Consider the following 17,086-nt stretch of genomic DNA (forward strand, 5'->3'; position numbering starts at 1 on the left):
AATTTAGTCCTTATCTTGCAGACTTGCCAAAAATTGGGCCAAAGCTGCACGCCAATTCAAAATATCAAATCCTGTGGCCTTGGCTTTGTCCAAACTCATCACCGAATGCTTTGGACGGTAGGCCTTTTGGGGGAATTCTGCGCTCGTCACTGGTGTCACCTCGACATCAGTTGTCTTGAGAATTTCCCGGGCAAAATCAAACCAAGTCGCGGTATCATCATTTGATAAATGGTACGTCCCAAATGTCGCATTCACCGTGATCAAATGTAACATAAACTCCGCTAATGTCCGCGTCCAAGTTGGCCGACCTAACTGATCATTCACCACACTCAACTTCGGGTGCGTTTGGGCCAGACGTTGCATCGTGTAGACAAAATTATTCCCAAATTCACCAAACACCCAACTCGTTCGCACGATATAGGCATCGGCGCCACTTTCAATCACGCCTAGTTCACCTGCTAGTTTGGCCCGACCGTAAGCGTTTTTCGGATTAACCGGATCAGTTTCACGATAATCCGTTAGGCTTTTACCATCAAACACATAATCGGTTGATACAGCCACCAATTTGGCTTGCACCAGCTTCGCTGCATCGGCGACGTTTTTCGTCCCATTAGCATTGACTTGCCAGCTGATGTCACGTCCTTCATCTTCAGCCAGATCAACTTTGGTATAAGCAGCGGCATGGAAGACCACATCTGGCTGGACTGTTTCAAACGTGGCAAAGACGGCTGCACGATCGGTAATATCGAGTTCTTGTGATGACAACGCGACAAAATCTAGTTCACGTTCCGTTAAAAGTTTTTGTAATTCTTGTCCTAGCTGCCCATTGGCTCCAGTAATTAGAAATTTCATGTCTACGCTCTCTTATTGGTTATTTTCAGCGTACTTGGCTTCAACTTCGTCCTTTTCACCTTGCCACCAAGCTTGGTTATCGGCATACCATTGAATGGTGTCGGCTAGACCAGTTTCAAAGTCGGTGTACTTTGGTGTCCAACCCAATTCTTCACGCATCTTGGTCGCATCGATAGCATAACGCAAGTCATGCCCTGAACGATCTTGCACAAAGTCAAAGTCGTCTTCAGCCTTGCCCATATCCTTCAAAATGGCACGCAAAACGGTGATATTATCCTTTTCGCCATCGGCACCAACGAGGTAAGTTTCACCAATCTTACCCTTCGTCAAAATGGCCCAGATTGCTGTCGCATGGTCGTACGTGTGAATCCAGTCACGGACGTTCTTTCCATTACCGTACAACTTTGGCTTAATACCACTCAAAATATTGGTTACTTGACGTGGGATAAACTTTTCAATGTGTTGGTAAGGCCCATAGTTGTTTGATGTATTAGAAATCGTAGCTTGCAAGCCAAATGAGCGCACCCAAGCACGTACTAATAAATCAGACCCCGCCTTTGTTGATGAATAAGGACTTGAGGGACGGTATTGTGATTCTGGTGTAAACTTTTCACCAGCCCCTTCGCCATGACCTGGTAAGTCTTCACGCAATGGCAAATCACCATAAACTTCATCAGTTGAGACATGGTGGAAGCGCTTGTTGTACTTACGCGCTGCTTCAATTAACGTGTAAGTCCCGATAATGTTGGTTTGCACAAAGGGTGATGGATCCTTTAGTGAGTTATCGTTGTGTGATTCGGCAGCATAATGAATCACAGCATCTGTTTCCGCAACTAATTGATCGACCAATTCGGTATCGGCAATGTCACCAACGACCAACTTCACACGATCTTCTGGCAAACCAGCCAAGTTTTCTTTATTGCCGGCATACGTCAACTTATCCAAAACGGTCACAAATACGTCGGGATGTTCTTCAACAATGTAACGCACGAAGTTCGCCCCGATAAAGCCAGCGCCACCAGTTACCAAAATATTTTTATAGTCAGTCATGTTTCTCTCCAATTATAATTGTTCAGGTTGCAAAGCCACCACGTCTTTGAGCAATGGATGGTTTTTGTCAGCTTCACTCACTTCAGCGTGAGCGACGTCAGCCCATTCAATGCCTAAGGTTGGGTCGGCATAGTTCACAAAGGCGTACTTAGGCTTTAATTCTAAAGCCCAGTAATCGTTGACCAAATATAAATAAGACACCGTTTCACTCAAGACTTGGAAACCATTGGCGACGCCACGTGGCACAAAGATGCCCTTGCTGGCATCGATGACCGTTTGGTACACATGCCCAAATGAATCGCCGGCACGCAAATCAACCCAAGCCCCTAAGACCTTGCCGTTATCCGCCACTGAGATGTACTTATCCCAAGGTTCGGCGTGCAAACCACGCAAAACGCCTTGGCGTGAGAAAGACACATTGTTTTGCAACTTGCCTTCGGCAAAAAAAGATTCCGGAAAACCTAAGGGTACCATCTTTTCTTTTTGGAAGTTTTCCTTAAACCAACCACGGTTATCACCATGCACCGGAATATCAAACTCAATCATGCCGGGAATTTCTGCCACTTGACGAGCGGCTAACGGCTTTTCAAAAAATTCAGCTGTCATGTTGTCTCCTTTACTTTAAGCGGGCTTGTTCATCAGCTACTAGACGCAACAAGTACTGACCGTAATCGTTTTTCTTGAGTGGTTGCGCTAAGGCTTCGAGTTGATCAAGACCAATATAACTCATGCGATAGGCAATTTCTTCCAGTGATGCCACTTTAAGGTTTTGTTGCTTTTGGATTGTGGCAATAAAGGATGACGCTTCAAGCAAAGACTCATGCGTGCCTGTATCTAACCAAGCATAGCCACGGCCCATGACTTGAACATCCAAATCACCACGATCTAGGTAGGCTTGGTTAATGTCGGAAATTTCAATTTCCCCTCGCGCTGAAGGCTGCACATTGGCAGCGATGTCGACGACATCATTATCATAAAAATACAGACCAGTCACGGCATAGTTTGACTTGGGGTGTTCGGGCTTTTCAACGATTGACAAAGCCTTGCCTTCTTCGTCAAATTCCACAACGCCAAAACGTTCCGGATCATGAACTTGGTAACCAAAGACGGTTGCCCCTGTAGTTTTTTGTGCCGCAGCTTGCAGTTTGTCGGACAAACCGGCCCCGTAGAAAATGTTATCGCCTAAGACCAACGCTACTGTGTCATCACCAATAAAATCAGCCCCAACAATAAAGGCGTCCGCCAACCCACGAGGTTCTTCTTGAATGGCATATTCAATGTTCAAGCCTAAGTCATGCCCATCACCAAAAAGGGCTTCAAATTGGCCGACATATTCTGGGGTTGAAATCAACAAAATTTCTTTAATACCCGCCAACATCAAAACTGACAAGGGATAATAAATCATTGGTTTGTCATAAATCGGCACCAATTGCTTACTAGTCGCTTTAGTAATGGGATATAGTCGTGTGCCGGAACCGCCGGCGAGGATAATGCCTTTCATTGTTAGGTCTCCTTGTATAGGACATTTTATGTATCTCAAAGATTCAAGTATCGGAATAGTATCACTATCACATGCTTTCCCATTATACCATAAGTCCTATTCTACCGCGAATAGCGTCATGATTTATGTCATACGATAGGCCAAGAAAAGGTCGTTATTTACCTTAAAAAAAAACAAGGCAGATGCCTGCCTTGTTTAAATCCGTATAAAACATGACGTGATTTGATAGATAACACTCCGGCTATTTTAAACGTTACGCCCCTCATCAATGAATAATTGCTTCATGCGTTTTATTTTTTTCTGTGTCGCACATGCTAATTTCAATTTAGCAATTTGACGAAACGTTGGTTTAATCGCGACGTTGGTTGCCGTTGCTAAATCAATATATTGCCAAGAAGTCCCTAAGTCCACGAGCGATTGGTGTTTCACATCATAATAATCATCACCAGGATTAATTGCCGTACCACGATAACCGAGTAAGGCACCAATCAAATGAAAGTGGAACCTGGTGGTGACCCACTCTTGATTCGCTTTCACGGGTATGCCGTGTTGCCAAATATCCCAGAAACCATAGAATGTCAACCGTTGTTGGATATCTGGATAATCTTGTAAGGCTTCACTATAAAATAACCAGTTATCACCAGGAATCATCGCTGCAACAATCCCAATTTTTTTATCACGATGACTGGGTTGTCGCAAATAAGCGACCAATAATTGGATGAATTTTTCCTGTTGCGTATCCTGCTTAAAGGGCTGAATCATCAATAAAACATCTGGATTATCTGGCCGATCATCTTGTTTAATGGCCTCGAGTTTTGGTGCCATCACGACGTCATCATATTCAAAGGTTGTATTGGCCACAACCGTACTTGCTCGGTCTCGCACACCAATATATGAAAACACACCGGTATAGCGCGCTAAATTTGCCGCAATATCGTCAGTAATCGGCGTCAAACCTAAACCAGTAGCATAGAGCTGAGTATCTGGTCGATCACGCTTAACCAACGCCAGTAACATAAAAAACAAATACGTATAAGAAAATTCCTGGTATGCGGTAGAAAAGTAGCCACCACCTAAAAGATGAATCACATCACTATCGAATAGTGCCGCAATCGGGACATTGTTTCTCGGATCCCCACCGTGTAAAATAGCTGACACTTCTGATTCGTTTTCCAGAGTTAATTGCTGATCATGAGCTAAGTAGACTAAATTCCAAATCGTGTCTACGAACTGCACATGCGGCAATTCGTCCTGAAAAAGAAAACTCGCCCGTGCTGGAAAAGGCACATCTAAAATTAATTGGTCGTCGGGAAAATTTTCTCGATAAAATTTTAGCCAAGTGCGAACAATCTGTTCATCACCAAAGTTTGGATAGCCGGCGGTTGAAATCAAATACCTTTTAGCCATATTGGTCTCCATATCATTATCTCAAGGTGTACCCAAGCATTTCATACACTAACAACTGTGTCGTGTCTTGACCCCAATTTTATTGCTTGTCAGTATCTGTATTTTTAGCTGCTTCTTGCGCTGCTTTGATTTGTGCAATATACTTATCAGCTTCAGGTGTTTTATTCAAGAAATCCTCATAAGTGTAGTTTTCGATAAAATCAATATCTTGGTCAAGTGTGATAATGGCTTGTGGATCAGACAAATAACGCGCACGGAGTAGTTTGTTGATCGAACGCACATCGTAATCACGTAGACCCGCAACATATTCAATATCTGGGTTAAACTTGATGCCACGAACTGTCCCGCTTACAATCATTTTAGCCTTTTGCCAACGGTATTTGACATGGCCACCAAACAGCACCATACGCAAATCATGACGTAGCGCATTGACAACTGTACGTAACAATTCACGTTTTGAAACACGGCGAGCGGTTAACACGCGGTTACGATACTCGTAATTATAACGCCAAAGTCGTGAGTCGTCTTGTTCACGGACAATGTCACCAGGCATTGTGTTTTCTTTTGATTTGTGCACCACAATTGACTTCAAAACAGTATAACCACGATTAACGTCAGCAATACGGTTCGTATATTCCATATCGTCACCCCAAATGAAATACTCTTTTTGGGGTAACCCAACCATGGCTACCGTTTTGCGAGAAAATAGGACCGAAACAAAAGTTGAATTCACAACTTCGATTCCTGGATTAGCCAGATTCATGTGGTATTGCCAAGTAAAGCCACGTGGTGCGGGGACATTCATCCAAGATGGATGTCCATCACGACTTCCCCAACGCACAACTGAGTTAACAAAGCCAACATGGTCATTTTCTGTAATGAAATCAACCAAGTATTTTAGTGCATCAGGTTCAGCAATGGTATCATCATCCATTAACCAAACATAATCATCTTGCGTTTCTTCAGCAAATAAGCGCACGGCCTTATTAAAACCACCAGCGCCGCCCAAATTTTCTTCAGAATTATAGACAATCACTCTTGGATCAGTCACCGTTGCCAAATATTCAGCAGTTTCATCCGTTGACTTGTTGTTGACGACAATCACATGGTTTAAATAGTCCGTTTGATTTAGAACAGCTGACAAAGATTCTTTAAGCAAATCCACACGATTGTAGGTTACAATGGCAGCCGTTACGTTTTTATTGGTCATAATATTCCTCTTAAAAATTGAATTAAATAAAATCAATGAATTGATCTTTAAACTTGAGATAGAGATGCGTGCCAATAACAGCGAATAAGGCAATTTCTAGCCAAAACATCGCCATCAAATAAGGTGAATCCCAGAACCATTGATTTGTCAAAAAAGTTTCCCGCCAACCATTAACGATATAATAGAACGGATTGACACGTGAAATCCAGTAAATCACATTATTAAAGAAGTTTCCTGGTGCTGGTGGAAATAAGACACCGGAAACGAAAAATAGTAACCGTAACACTTGTCGAATCGCCAAATCATAATCAGGAATCAAAATATTAATTGTTGCACTGAAGATACCTAAGAAAAACAGCATAATCATCGCGGCAATAAAATAGTAGATAAATTGCAGCCAGTACAAATTAGGATGGAAATTCCCGGTCAAGAACATACTTATGCCAGCCACAGCTGAAATCGATAACACGGCTGGAAAAACTTGGATAATGCGAATCGTTGGCAATACCGAAGCTGGAAACTTCACGTTTCGTACCATGAAAATCTGAGTTTGGATTGAGCGAATCGTATCAGAAAACCCTTGGTTAACTAGATACCAAGCCGAAAAACCAACAGACATCCAGACAAAATATGGCATCCCCGCCACTGGTGCAGTCGTTCGAAAGCCACCACCAAAAATAACGGCATACGTCATCACTTGAAATAGTGGATCAAGGACTTCCCAAAGTGAACCCAAATATTTGTGGGCGTTATTGGCCTTCGTATCATAGATTGCTAATTTAATCGTCATCCCCAGATGACTGATTTGTTCAGCAATCAATTGAAAAATTGATTCAATTATTACAAACATCCTGCTTACCTACCCATCATCGAAAAGTAAACGACCGCGCCCATCAAACCTAATAGCACAATTAACGTGCTATATAAACTGAGTCGGCTGAATCCTTCGAAACTTCGTAATTTTGTGATACGTTTAATTTCTGGTTCCGTCATGCCTTCTTCAGTCAGGCGGTCACGCAGTTGATCAATCGTAAATAATTGTTGATTTTGCTTTTGCTTATGCACATACCGTTCACGATCTTGTTCGGTCATTTTGTCCAACTCACGTGTAAAGGCTTCATACTTATCAGCAATGGTTTCTGTTTCGCCGAAATCACGCATTTCACCATATTGGATCCACATCACCTTGTTGGTAAACTCACGCACTTGTTTTAAATCATGCGATACGAAAAAAATGGTTTTCCCTTGGGCAATAAACTCGCGAATCTTACCTAATGCCTTATTTGAGAAGTTTTGATCACCAACGGACAAGGCTTCATCGACAATTAAGATATCCGGATCATTGTGCGTCACGATTGAAAAACCTAACTTCGCACGCATACCGTTTGAATAATCCTTCACTGGTTGATCAATGAATTCACCCAGTTCTGAAAAATCAATAATTTCAGGCATTGCTTGCGTGATTTCTTCATTTGACTTACCCATCATCAGTTGTTTAAGTCGAATATTTTCACGTCCTGTCAGTTCCCAATTCAACCCTTCGTTGATGGCGACAACACCAATCGTCCCATTTAAATCTAGCAAACCTGATGTTTGCGGGATGACACCACTCAAAATATTGAGCAACGTTGATTTTCCCGAGCCATTCGTTCCGACAATACCAACAACATCCCCAGCTTGTATTTCAAACGACAAACCGCGCAACGCCCAAAAATTAGCTTCAGCACGATTCCCCATAAAAGTTGACTTCAACTTCTCGGTTTGATTGGCATAAAGTTGGAAATTTTTTGTTAAGCCTTCTGCACGGACCATGTATGGCTTTGATTCGTCTAACATGTAGCTACCCACTTTTTACTTTTGACATTATAGTTGCTTAATTACTTATACCATATTACCTAAAATGCCTACGAAACTCAAACTTTGCCCATAAAAATAACAGAAAAAAACAGTAGCTGACGACCTACTGTTTCAATAATGCATGCATTGTCACTGGGGACAGCCAGCGATAACCCACCCCGATATCGGTACCAATGTATTGTTGCCCTGCATTGGTTCCTATTTTCCGTCTTAAATGGGCGACAGTTACCCGCAAGGTATCATTTTGTCCCTGCAGTAGATGGGTCCCCCAAATATTACGCAGTAAGACCGCATAGGTTAAGACTTTTTGGGGATGTTGAATGAAGAGACTTAATAACGCATATTCCTTTTGTGACAAATGCAGCACCTCAGTTGATCGCATCACCGTTTGCGCGTCAAGGTCAACCGTGAGTTCACCACATTGCAATTGTCCCTTCCCGACACCCGTTGTGGCGTAGGTACGTGATAAAATAGCGCGGACACGTGCTACGAGTTCAAGTGGTTCAAATGGTTTGGTCACATAATCATCCACGCCAATCTCAAATAACGTTAGCTTATCTTGGGTTTGATCACGTGCAGTCAGGACAAGTACTGGCACATGGCTGGCTAGCCGAATTTTTTTGAGTAAGGCCACCCCATCTTCATCTGGTAGCCCCAAATCCAATATCAGTAAATCTGGCAACGTGGCCAACAGCTGGGCTTGCGTCGTGTGCGCATCAAAAGCTTGGGTAACTTCAAACCCCGCCGTCACCAACGTTTGTTTGACTACCCGTTGAATTGTTTGATCGTCTTCAACCACCAGGATGTGTTTTTTAATCATGCTGTTGTGCTATTGACTGGGATGACTAGTTGCATCTCAGCGCCTCCTTGCCAATTTTGTGCCACTAAACGGCCGTGATGTAATTTCGCGATGGTCTGGCATAAAAACAAACCAATCCCCAGGCCGCGCTTTTGGTCGCCTAGTTGGATATTTGGACGTGTTTGTTGGTTAATTTTGGGCAATTGTGCCACTGTAAAGGGCTGCCCAGCGTTTTGAATCGTGACGGTAACTTGCCCATGCGCTACTGTGACAAAGACTTGAATCTGTACATCAGGTCCGCCATACTTGACTGCATTATCAAAAATATTAATCAGCATTTGCTGGAAAATATGACGTTCTGCTTGGATCCAAATGACTTCATCCGGTAATTGCACATCAATGTGTACTTGACTATGCAACCAATTGAATTTCTCAATCGCTGAAAAAATTAACTCTTCCACTAATTCTGGTGTCGTTTTAAACATAATCGTCCCCTGTTGGAGTCGTGTGACAGTTAAAATATTTTCAATCATTTGAATAAGCCAGTTGGTCTCATGATTAATATTGGTCAATAAGTGCTGATTAGCTGGTGTGAGTGTTTGATCTTGACGTAATAATGCCGTACTAGCTAAAATACCCGTCAACGGCGTGCGCAAATCATGGGCAACGGATTGCAATAAATCACTCTTTAAGTGGGCATCAAGTTTTTCTAAAGCATGTCTTTCCGCTTCTTGGCGTAAATAGAACGTTTTTAATGCTGCTGATAACGGCGTCAGAAAACGGTCGAGTATGAGCCGGTCAGCCAACGTAAAATCTTCACCTTGGCCAACCAAAATAGCAAGTGTATGCCCTTGATAACCAATAGGGAGATAAAACGCTTTTTTCCCAGCTAATGTATCGGTCCCTGCACCAGCTGGCAAGCCATGATGCCAGACCCATTGCATGACTTCATGACTAGTCGTATCTGGTGTCGGTATTTGGCCAACAAATTGTTGCCGTTGGAAATAAATCGCGACTGGTCTTTTGAAATAATTCAAAATGGCCTGTTGAGTCAATTGGCTTAATGCCGCTGGTTTGCCGTCATTCAACAGCTGTAAACTCAGGTCAGATAAGACTTGGCTTTGTGTCGCCGCAGCAACAGAAGCCGCCATTTGCGCCGTCACCTTGGACGTTAAACTACTAATTAACGTTGCCGTGACAAACATCGCCAAAAAGATAATGCCGTACCCATTTTGGTAGAACTGTAACGAATAAAATGGCTGCACAAACAATAAGTCAAAAAGCAATACGCTCACCGCCGTTGTGGCTAACCCGAGAATATATCCCTGGGTAAAGCGTGATACAAAGATAATGCCGACAAAGTAAAGCATGATTTTGAGCGCATTATCACTGGTGACATAAGTCATCAAACCATTAACCAAGGTCACCGCCACTATCATACTGACTGCAAACCATACTTCTCGTAGTTTGACAGACAATCTGAATCTTGTCGGCCAGGTCAAGAGCTGTTGGACAGGCGACACCTGATCACGGTTAGGAATAATTTGAATATCCAGTGCTGGTACTGCCGCGAGGATTTGGTCTTCGATATCTGAACGGCCAAATCGATACCACGCACGCGTGACGTGTTTGCCGATAATTAAATTAGCGACTTGCGTTTCTCTGATGTAGGCAATCAGCGTTGCTACCACGTGGTCCCCTTGTAAAATAACGGTTTTAGCCCCCAATTTTTTTGCCAAACTCATGTGGCGTTGTACTGCCGGTGCCAGATTTTTACCTGACTGCTGGACATGGACAACTGTCCAAGGGGCATCAAACGCACTGGCTTGCCGATAAGCCCAGCGAATGGCATTGTTCGAACTCGGGGATTGACTAATCGCTACCACAAAGTGTCGCATTTGTTGCCCTTGTTGCGCGTTTTGTTCGCTCAATTGTCACGTGCTTTGCTGTAGGGCAATTTCACGCAACTGGGTTAATTTTTGTAACTGAAAAAAATGGTCTTGTGCCCGGGCGATTTTTGTTGCTGGATAAATCACACCTGCAGCCAAGCGGTTTAAGAGGACTTTGGGATCAATATCAATTAATTCAATGTCATCGGCCTGCTTCAACCAAGCATCTGGCACCGTTTCTTGTACATCAACACCTGTGATTTGTGCCACCAGATCATGGAGACTTTCGATGTGCTGGACATTGATCGTGGTATAGACACTGATACCCGACGTCAAAATTTCTTCAATATCTTGATAACGTTTTTTATTCCAAGACGCGGCATTAGTATGTGCCAATTCATCCACTAAAACGACATCTGGTTGCCGCTTGATAACTGTAGGCACATTGAGTTCCCCAACAAGCGTCGGTTGGCTAACATTGAGGTGTTCTGGGATTTGCTCAAACCCTGCTATGAGATCAGTAGTAGCCGCGCGACCATGCGATTCAACGTGCCCAATGACCACATCATCCCCGGCAGCCAGCCGCGTATGGGCTTCCTCCAGCATTCGATAGGTTTTCCCAACGCCTGCAGCATAGCCAAGAAATATTTTTAAACGACCACGCCGTTGCGCCACAATGTCTTGTAGCCATGCTTCAGAGCTTTTAACCATAGTTCCCTCAATTTACTTGGTTTGCGCAACCAGTTGCTGGAGCGCAATGTTCAAAGTGACAACGTTTACTGCCGGTTCCCCAAACCAATTGGCAAAAACACTCGTTGTTTGGGCTGCAATCAACTGATTGACGGTCGCTAACGATAAATGGTTGGCACGGGCAACGCGTTGCCGTTGGTAATTGGCCCCGGCCAAACTAATATAAGGATCCGTGCCGCCAGCTGAGCCAGTCACCAAATCAACTGGTACCGCTTGCTGATTATGCGGATCAAGTTGATGCCACCAAGTGACACGTTTGGCAACGGCCTGTTTTTCGGCCGCGCTGACGGCGCTAAGATTGGAGACAACGGTCGGACGTCCAATGAATAATGCCGGATTGGTCGTGGTTTGACCAACAAGTGCTGAACCCACAAGGTGATTGTTTTTCATGATCAAACGCCCTTGCGCTTGGGTTGGCAACAAAACCTGTACCAACAGGGTACTCACCCCAGTGTAAAGCACAGCACAAGCACTCAGTATCAGAAGCAAGCGACCCGCTTGCCCGCATATTACCTTAAACATATTTTACCTCACTTCACGCCAATAATCGTTAAGATCATGTCGAATATTTTGATGACAACAAACGGAAAGAAAATACCACCCAAACCATATATCAGCAAATTCTGGCGCAATAACTGCTCAGCCCCTAATTCACGATAGCGAACTCCCCGCAAGGCAACCGGAATTAAGCCAATAATGATTAAAGCATTGTAGAGTAGTGCAGCTAAAATTGCTGTTTTAGGACTGGTTAAGTGCATAAAATTAAGGACCGCCAATTGTGGATAGAGTCCAACAAATAAAGCTGGTAAAATTGCAAAATATTTAGCGAGATCATTCGTGATACTAAAAGTTGTCAAAGCGCCACGTGTCATCAACAGTTGCTTACCCACTGCTACAATTTTAATCAGTTTGGTTGGACTAGAATCTAAATCAATCATATTCCCCGCCTCTTTGGCAGCAACTGTCCCTGTATTCATCGCCACCGCAACATCGGCTTGTGCTAAGGCCGGGGCATCGTTGGTCCCATCCCCAGTCATGGCAACTAAATGGCCGGCTTGTTGATACTTTTTAATCACGGCTAATTTGGACTCAGGAACGGCTTGGGCAATATAGTCGTCTACACCAGCTTCGGCGGCAATGGCAGCCGCTGTTAACGGATTATCACCGGTAATCATAACCGATTTAATGCCCATCTTGCGCAAGGCTTTAAACTGCTCTCGCACGCCTGGCTTGACAATATCTTTGAGGTCAATCACGCCTAAGACAGTGGTATTTTTAGTCACAATCAAAGGTGTCCCACCATTTTTGGCGATTGCTTCTGCGCAAGCGGTCGCCTCATCTGGCCAGCTCGCCCCTAATGACACGATGTAGTGCTGCACTGAATCAGCCGCACCCTTGCGATAATGGTCTGTCTGGATATCGACCCCGCTCATTCGGGTTGCTGCTGAAAACGGAACAAATACGGGCTTGCTCATTTAATTCTCGTCGGTCGTGATCTGGTACGTGTCCCGTGCTAAATTGACCACACTGCGTCCTTCTGGTGTCTCGTCCGCCATTGATGCCAGCCAGGCAGCTTCGGCCAAGTCATGCTCAGAAACGCCCTGAATGGGTTTAAAAGTCACGGCTTGACGATTCCCTAAGGTAATCGTACCGGTTTTATCTAATAGTAAGATATCCACATCCCCAGCAGCTTCAATAGCGCGACCACTTTTAGCCAACACATTTTCTTGATTTAAACGACTCATCCCCGAAATACCGATGGCCGACAACAAGGCACCAATTGTAGTGGGGGCCAGACACACCAACAAAGCCGCTAGATTAGTAATCGCAATCGTTTGGATAGCTGCTTTGTCATTAGCAAACTGACTAAAAGGTAATAAGGTTGCCACGACAATCAGGAATATAATCGTCAATGTCACCAATAAAATCTGCAGCGCAATTTCGTTAGGCGTTTTCTGACGCTTAGCCCCCTCAATCATGTGAATCATTTGATCCAGGAAACTTTCGCCAGCCCGGGCTGTAATCTTAATCTGTAAGTTGTCCGATAAAACAGTTGTCCCACCAGTGACTGAACTCCGATCCCCACCGGCTTCACGAATCACCGGTGACGATTCGCCGGTAATGGCACTTTCATCCACCGCAGCAGTACCTAAAATGACTTTCCCATCCATCGGGATCACTTCACCGGCCACCACCTGGACAATATCACCAGGTTGTAGCGCATCAGAAGTCACATCAACAGCCTGCCCATTTTTCTCAAGCCGATGTGCCGGCATGGCATGACGGGACTTCTTCAGGCTTTCAGCTTGCGCACGACCACGCCCTTCTGCTACAGCATCCGCATAATTGGCAAACAACACCGTCACCCATAAAATAAGCGTAATCACCACGTCATAACCCAATGACTGATAGTTCGTCCCCGTAACGGCGTTCACCCCATCAATAACGGTTAATAAAATCGCGCCAACATAGACAACAAACATGACTGGATTGTTGATTTGAACTTGTGGTGCTAACTTTTTCACTGCTAGAAAAATATTTTCCATCAGATTCTCCTTACCTTGCCGTGAGAAAATCGGCAATTGACCCCTAGATACACCATCGCCAGTAGCGGGACAAAACGGGTGCAGCCCATTAACACCGCGCCAACCACATTGACCATCAGCTGATCACCATTAAACCCAGCAAACGACGAGCCGTTATTATTACCCATTGATGAAAACCCATACAAAATTTCTGAGAAACCATGCGCCCCAGTATTCGTCAAGCTTGATCGGATACCCGGCCAACTCACGGCAATTCCCGTGCTAACCAAAGTTAACACTGGCGGCAATAAAATGGCTAACGCAACCATTTTCATATCATAGGCCGCAATTTTTTTGCCTAAATATTCTGGTGTGCGCCCAACCATTAAACCACTGATAAACACGGTTAGTAGCACAAAGCTTAACATGCCATATAAACCAGAACCAACACCGCCAAATACAATTTCACCGAGTTGCATGAGTAACATGGGAATCAGCCCACCTAACGGGGTAAAAATATCCAATGACGCGTTCACTGACCAGTTAGAAACGGCGGTCGATAAGGTATTCCATAATGCTGACAACCCGATACCGTTGACAACATTTTCCCCCTCCAATGCCGTTGATCCGGCCACATCCGTAACATGCTGGCCAAGGTGTAATTCAGACAACGTGGTGCCAATCACTGCCAATACTAAAAGGCCAAGCATCACAGCATAGATCACCATCGCCTGTCGACGGCCGACCATTTGACCAAACATGACAACCAGGGCAGCGGGTAAGAGAACAATCGCCACACTCTCAAATAAATTACTCAAGCCTGTGGGATTATGAAATAATGCGGCTGCATTGGCACCAAAGAAGCCACCACCGTTACTCCCTAACAATGAAATCGCAAATTGGCTGGAAGCTGGTCCGGATGGCAATAAGATGCCTTGCACGACATGATTGGGGGCAAAATTCTGTACGGCCCCTTGGCTCACCATCAGTAACGTTAAGACTATGCTCAGTGGTACCAGGACATATAAGGTGAATCGAGTGATATCAACCCAAAAATTGCCAACCGTTTGGCTTTCCTTGCGTGAAAAACCGCGGATAACAGCCAGTAACGCAGCCACACCAACGGCTGCTGAGGCAAAATTTTGCGTGGTCAACACGGCAAACTGTGACAAGTAGGACATAGCGGTTTCCCCACTATAAGCCTGCCAATCCGTATTGGTGACAAAACTCATAGCCGTATTCAAAGCCAAATCCCAAGGCACGTTATGGACATGATTGGGGTTAAACGGTAACCATTGCTGGGTCATTAACACGCCCATCACAACGAATAAACTCATGAGACTAAACACCACAATTGCCAGTACAAATTGACGACCCGACATTTCAGCGGGTGTGTCTTGGTAGCCGAGGACACGATAAATGCGTTTTTCCACTGGTTTTAAAACCGCGCTCAACCACACCTTTTCCCCCGCCATCACCGCAGCAATATAGCGCCCGACGGGGATGGAGAGCCCCACAATAAAGCCAATAATCATCACATCTCGCCACCAAATCATGATTGATCCCCCCCACATTAAAATGTAAAATAAATAAACAACCAAGCCAACAACGACCAGCCCGCCTAAAAACGTTAACAGCATGGCGCAGTGCCTCCTTTTTTTGATAACGCTATCTTAACAACTATGATGTTAAAACGGTGTTAACAATAAAAAAGTGGTTATCACAAATTGAATAGAAAAAAAGCTATTGCAACAAGGCTGCAATAGCTTTTTCTTATTTCACACCGTGTGCCACATCGGCATGATACATATAGGCACGTGTCATTGGCAAATTCGTCCCTGATGGCCCTTTTGTTAACAAATATTGAACAACATCAATGTTCCCTGACTCAAATGAAGCGGCGCAGGCTTGCAAATACAAATCCCACATACGGTAGAAACGTTCACCGTATTGGGCAACAACCGCTGCTCGAACGTCATGAAAATTCTGTGTCCAAATTTCAAGCGTCTTTTGATAGTGACGACGGAGTGGTTCCAAATCGTCCACTTGTAGGACCGTCTGCATAATATGTGTCAAATTTTCAGCAAGGTTTGGAATATAACCACCTGGGAAAATATATTTGTTAATCCATTCATCCACACCAGCACCTTCATGTTGGCCAGTAATACCATGAATTAACGCTGTCCCATTTGGCACCAGACGATCACTCACTTGGGCAAAGTATTCGCCAAGATTTTCCTTACCGACATGTTCAAACATCCCCACCGAAGTGACATGGTCATAGGTCTTTTCAATTTCTCGATAATCCTTTAAATAGACAGATACTTGATCAGTCAAACCTTCTGCCGCAATCTTTTCCGTGACAAAATCATATTGTTGTTGGCTCAATGTTACCCCTGTTGCTTTTAAGCCATATTCCTTAGCGGCAGTGAAAATCAAAGTGCCCCAACCACAACCGATATCCAGTAACGTTTCGCCTGGTTGGGCATGCAACTTATCTAAAATATGATGGACTTTATTCCACTGCGCTTGTTCCAACGTATCTTCTTCACTAGCAAAGTAAGCACAAGAATACGTCAACGTTGGATCAAGCCACATTGCGTAAAAGTCATTGCCAATATCGTAGTGGCTTTGCACATCGACTTTACTCATTTTTTCTGAGTGTGAGCGCTTAGGCAAAAACTTTTTAAACTTCGCGTGGTTTAAAAAACTATCCTTAGCTTGATAAACAGCCGTAATCAATTGCTGTAAATCACCTTGTATCTCAATAATACCGTCTATATACGCCTCACCAAAAGTGAGCGAAGCGTGTGCCAAAATGTCCTTAACCTGAATCACTTCATGGATTATAATTTTAGCTATTGGGTCCCCCTCCCCATAACGCACGCATTCACCATCCCAAAATTCAACTTCGATTGGCGCATTAAAACTCGCCTTGAAAACTTGCTTATAAATGGTTTTGTCTAACATGTTATCCCCCTTGCTTTATACCCTGTATTTTAGAAAAAGACGTCCCAAAAGTCAAACAAAAATGACGAGCGTTTATCATCATTTAATTTATTTATTGCTGACAAAAAAAGGACGTCTTCACGTCCCTTTCGGTAATATACCCTACTTTAAAACATTTACGCCAGCTTGGTTCATCACCGTTGCTTGGACTTGATTCGTTGGCGTTAAATTGGCTGGCGTCGTTGGTTGCCAAGTTAGCGGTGCTGTATGACTCAGTTTTGATGCACTGACATTTAC

At 44.1% G+C, this 17,086-nt stretch carries 14 protein-coding genes and 1 pseudogene; all 15 read right to left on the reverse strand.

Going from position 1 to position 17,086, the window contains the following annotated elements; translation table 11 throughout:
* Positions 1 to 3 precede the first annotated feature (3 nt).
* Positions 4 to 852, reverse strand: a complete 849-nt coding sequence (gene rfbD, locus A9176_RS07030) for a dTDP-4-dehydrorhamnose reductase (RefSeq protein WP_077282869.1) — start codon at positions 850 to 852, stop codon at positions 4 to 6.
* Between the two features lie 12 nt (positions 853 to 864).
* Positions 865 to 1,902, reverse strand: a complete 1,038-nt coding sequence (gene rfbB / locus A9176_RS07035) for a dTDP-glucose 4,6-dehydratase (protein WP_077282870.1) — start codon at positions 1,900 to 1,902, stop codon at positions 865 to 867.
* 12 nt (positions 1,903 to 1,914) lie between these two features.
* Entirely contained in the window at positions 1,915 to 2,508 is a 594-nt protein-coding gene (locus A9176_RS07040) for a dTDP-4-dehydrorhamnose 3,5-epimerase family protein (protein ID WP_077282871.1), read from the reverse strand.
* Between the two features lie 10 nt (positions 2,509 to 2,518).
* Positions 2,519 to 3,403, reverse strand: coding sequence for a glucose-1-phosphate thymidylyltransferase RfbA (gene rfbA, locus A9176_RS07045; protein ID WP_077282873.1), 885 nt, complete (start codon positions 3,401 to 3,403; stop codon positions 2,519 to 2,521).
* 246 nt (positions 3,404 to 3,649) lie between these two features.
* Positions 3,650 to 4,810 (reverse strand): polysaccharide pyruvyl transferase family protein, encoded by a 1,161-nt coding sequence (locus A9176_RS07050; RefSeq protein ID WP_198150930.1) that lies wholly within the window; start codon positions 4,808 to 4,810, stop codon positions 3,650 to 3,652.
* A gap of 79 nt (positions 4,811 to 4,889) precedes the next feature.
* On the reverse strand, positions 4,890 to 6,020 hold the full coding sequence (locus A9176_RS07055) for a glycosyltransferase family 2 protein (protein WP_077282877.1): 1,131 nt from the start codon (positions 6,018 to 6,020) through the stop codon (positions 4,890 to 4,892).
* 22 nt (positions 6,021 to 6,042) lie between these two features.
* Positions 6,043 to 6,870 carry an ABC transporter permease gene (locus tag A9176_RS07060; RefSeq protein ID WP_010006440.1) on the reverse strand — a complete coding sequence of 276 codons (828 nt, stop codon included), beginning with the start codon at positions 6,868 to 6,870 and terminating at the stop codon, positions 6,043 to 6,045.
* A gap of 5 nt (positions 6,871 to 6,875) precedes the next feature.
* Positions 6,876 to 7,856, reverse strand: coding sequence for an ABC transporter ATP-binding protein (locus A9176_RS07065; RefSeq protein WP_077282879.1), 981 nt, complete (start codon positions 7,854 to 7,856; stop codon positions 6,876 to 6,878).
* 124 nt (positions 7,857 to 7,980) lie between these two features.
* Positions 7,981 to 8,697: a response regulator transcription factor gene (locus A9176_RS07070; RefSeq protein WP_077282881.1), complete on the reverse strand. Its 717-nt coding sequence runs from the start codon at positions 8,695 to 8,697 to the stop codon at positions 7,981 to 7,983.
* A complete protein-coding gene (locus A9176_RS07075; RefSeq protein ID WP_077282883.1) occupies positions 8,694 to 10,607 on the reverse strand; it encodes a DUF4118 domain-containing protein in 1,914 nt (637 codons plus the stop codon). Before A9176_RS07075 ends, A9176_RS07070 begins: the two co-directional genes overlap by 4 nt.
* Positions 10,608 to 10,610: 3 nt before the next feature.
* Positions 10,611 to 11,276: a hypothetical protein gene (locus A9176_RS07080; protein WP_077282885.1), complete on the reverse strand. Its 666-nt coding sequence runs from the start codon at positions 11,274 to 11,276 to the stop codon at positions 10,611 to 10,613.
* Between the two features lie 12 nt (positions 11,277 to 11,288).
* On the reverse strand, positions 11,289 to 11,837 hold the full coding sequence (locus tag A9176_RS07085) for a potassium-transporting ATPase subunit C (RefSeq protein WP_077282887.1): 549 nt from the start codon (positions 11,835 to 11,837) through the stop codon (positions 11,289 to 11,291).
* A gap of 8 nt (positions 11,838 to 11,845) precedes the next feature.
* Positions 11,846 to 13,861, reverse strand: a pseudogene (gene kdpB, locus A9176_RS07090) (potassium-transporting ATPase subunit KdpB).
* On the reverse strand, positions 13,861 to 15,480 hold the full coding sequence (gene kdpA / locus A9176_RS07095) for a potassium-transporting ATPase subunit KdpA (protein WP_242943217.1): 1,620 nt from the start codon (positions 15,478 to 15,480) through the stop codon (positions 13,861 to 13,863). The pseudogene kdpB and the gene kdpA overlap by 1 nt, the downstream one beginning before the upstream one ends.
* A gap of 133 nt (positions 15,481 to 15,613) precedes the next feature.
* Positions 15,614 to 16,810 carry an SAM-dependent methyltransferase gene (locus tag A9176_RS07100; protein WP_077282889.1) on the reverse strand — a complete coding sequence of 399 codons (1,197 nt, stop codon included), beginning with the start codon at positions 16,808 to 16,810 and terminating at the stop codon, positions 15,614 to 15,616.
* Positions 16,811 to 17,086: the final 276 nt, after the last annotated feature.

Source organism: Leuconostoc garlicum (assembly GCF_001998805.1).
In the GTDB taxonomy this organism is placed as follows: Bacteria; Bacillota; Bacilli; order Lactobacillales; family Lactobacillaceae; genus Leuconostoc; species Leuconostoc lactis.

What these genes read in the sequence shown, in the direction of transcription:
- A9176_RS07055 (WP_077282877.1), bottom strand. Translation starts at nt 6,020, where the DNA reads ATGACCAATAAAAACGTAACGGCTGCCATTGTAACCTACAATCGTGTG.
- A9176_RS07050 (WP_198150930.1), bottom strand. Translation starts at nt 4,810, where the DNA reads ATGGCTAAAAGGTATTTGATTTCAACCGCCGGCTATCCAAACTTTGGT.
- rfbD (WP_077282869.1), bottom strand. Translation starts at nt 852, where the DNA reads ATGAAATTTCTAATTACTGGAGCCAATGGGCAGCTAGGACAAGAATTA.
- A9176_RS07100 (WP_077282889.1), bottom strand. Translation starts at nt 16,810, where the DNA reads ATGTTAGACAAAACCATTTATAAGCAAGTTTTCAAGGCGAGTTTTAAT.
- kdpA (WP_242943217.1), bottom strand. Translation starts at nt 15,480, where the DNA reads ATGCTGTTAACGTTTTTAGGCGGGCTGGTCGTTGTTGGCTTGGTTGTT.
- A9176_RS07080 (WP_077282885.1), bottom strand. Translation starts at nt 11,276, where the DNA reads ATGGTTAAAAGCTCTGAAGCATGGCTACAAGACATTGTGGCGCAACGG.
- A9176_RS07070 (WP_077282881.1), bottom strand. Translation starts at nt 8,697, where the DNA reads ATGATTAAAAAACACATCCTGGTGGTTGAAGACGATCAAACAATTCAA.
- A9176_RS07060 (WP_010006440.1), bottom strand. Translation starts at nt 6,870, where the DNA reads ATGTTTGTAATAATTGAATCAATTTTTCAATTGATTGCTGAACAAATC.
- A9176_RS07040 (WP_077282871.1), bottom strand. Translation starts at nt 2,508, where the DNA reads ATGACAGCTGAATTTTTTGAAAAGCCGTTAGCCGCTCGTCAAGTGGCA.
- rfbB (WP_077282870.1), bottom strand. Translation starts at nt 1,902, where the DNA reads ATGACTGACTATAAAAATATTTTGGTAACTGGTGGCGCTGGCTTTATC.
- A9176_RS07065 (WP_077282879.1), bottom strand. Translation starts at nt 7,856, where the DNA reads ATGTTAGACGAATCAAAGCCATACATGGTCCGTGCAGAAGGCTTAACA.
- rfbA (WP_077282873.1), bottom strand. Translation starts at nt 3,403, where the DNA reads ATGAAAGGCATTATCCTCGCCGGCGGTTCCGGCACACGACTATATCCC.
- A9176_RS07085 (WP_077282887.1), bottom strand. Translation starts at nt 11,837, where the DNA reads ATGTTTAAGGTAATATGCGGGCAAGCGGGTCGCTTGCTTCTGATACTG.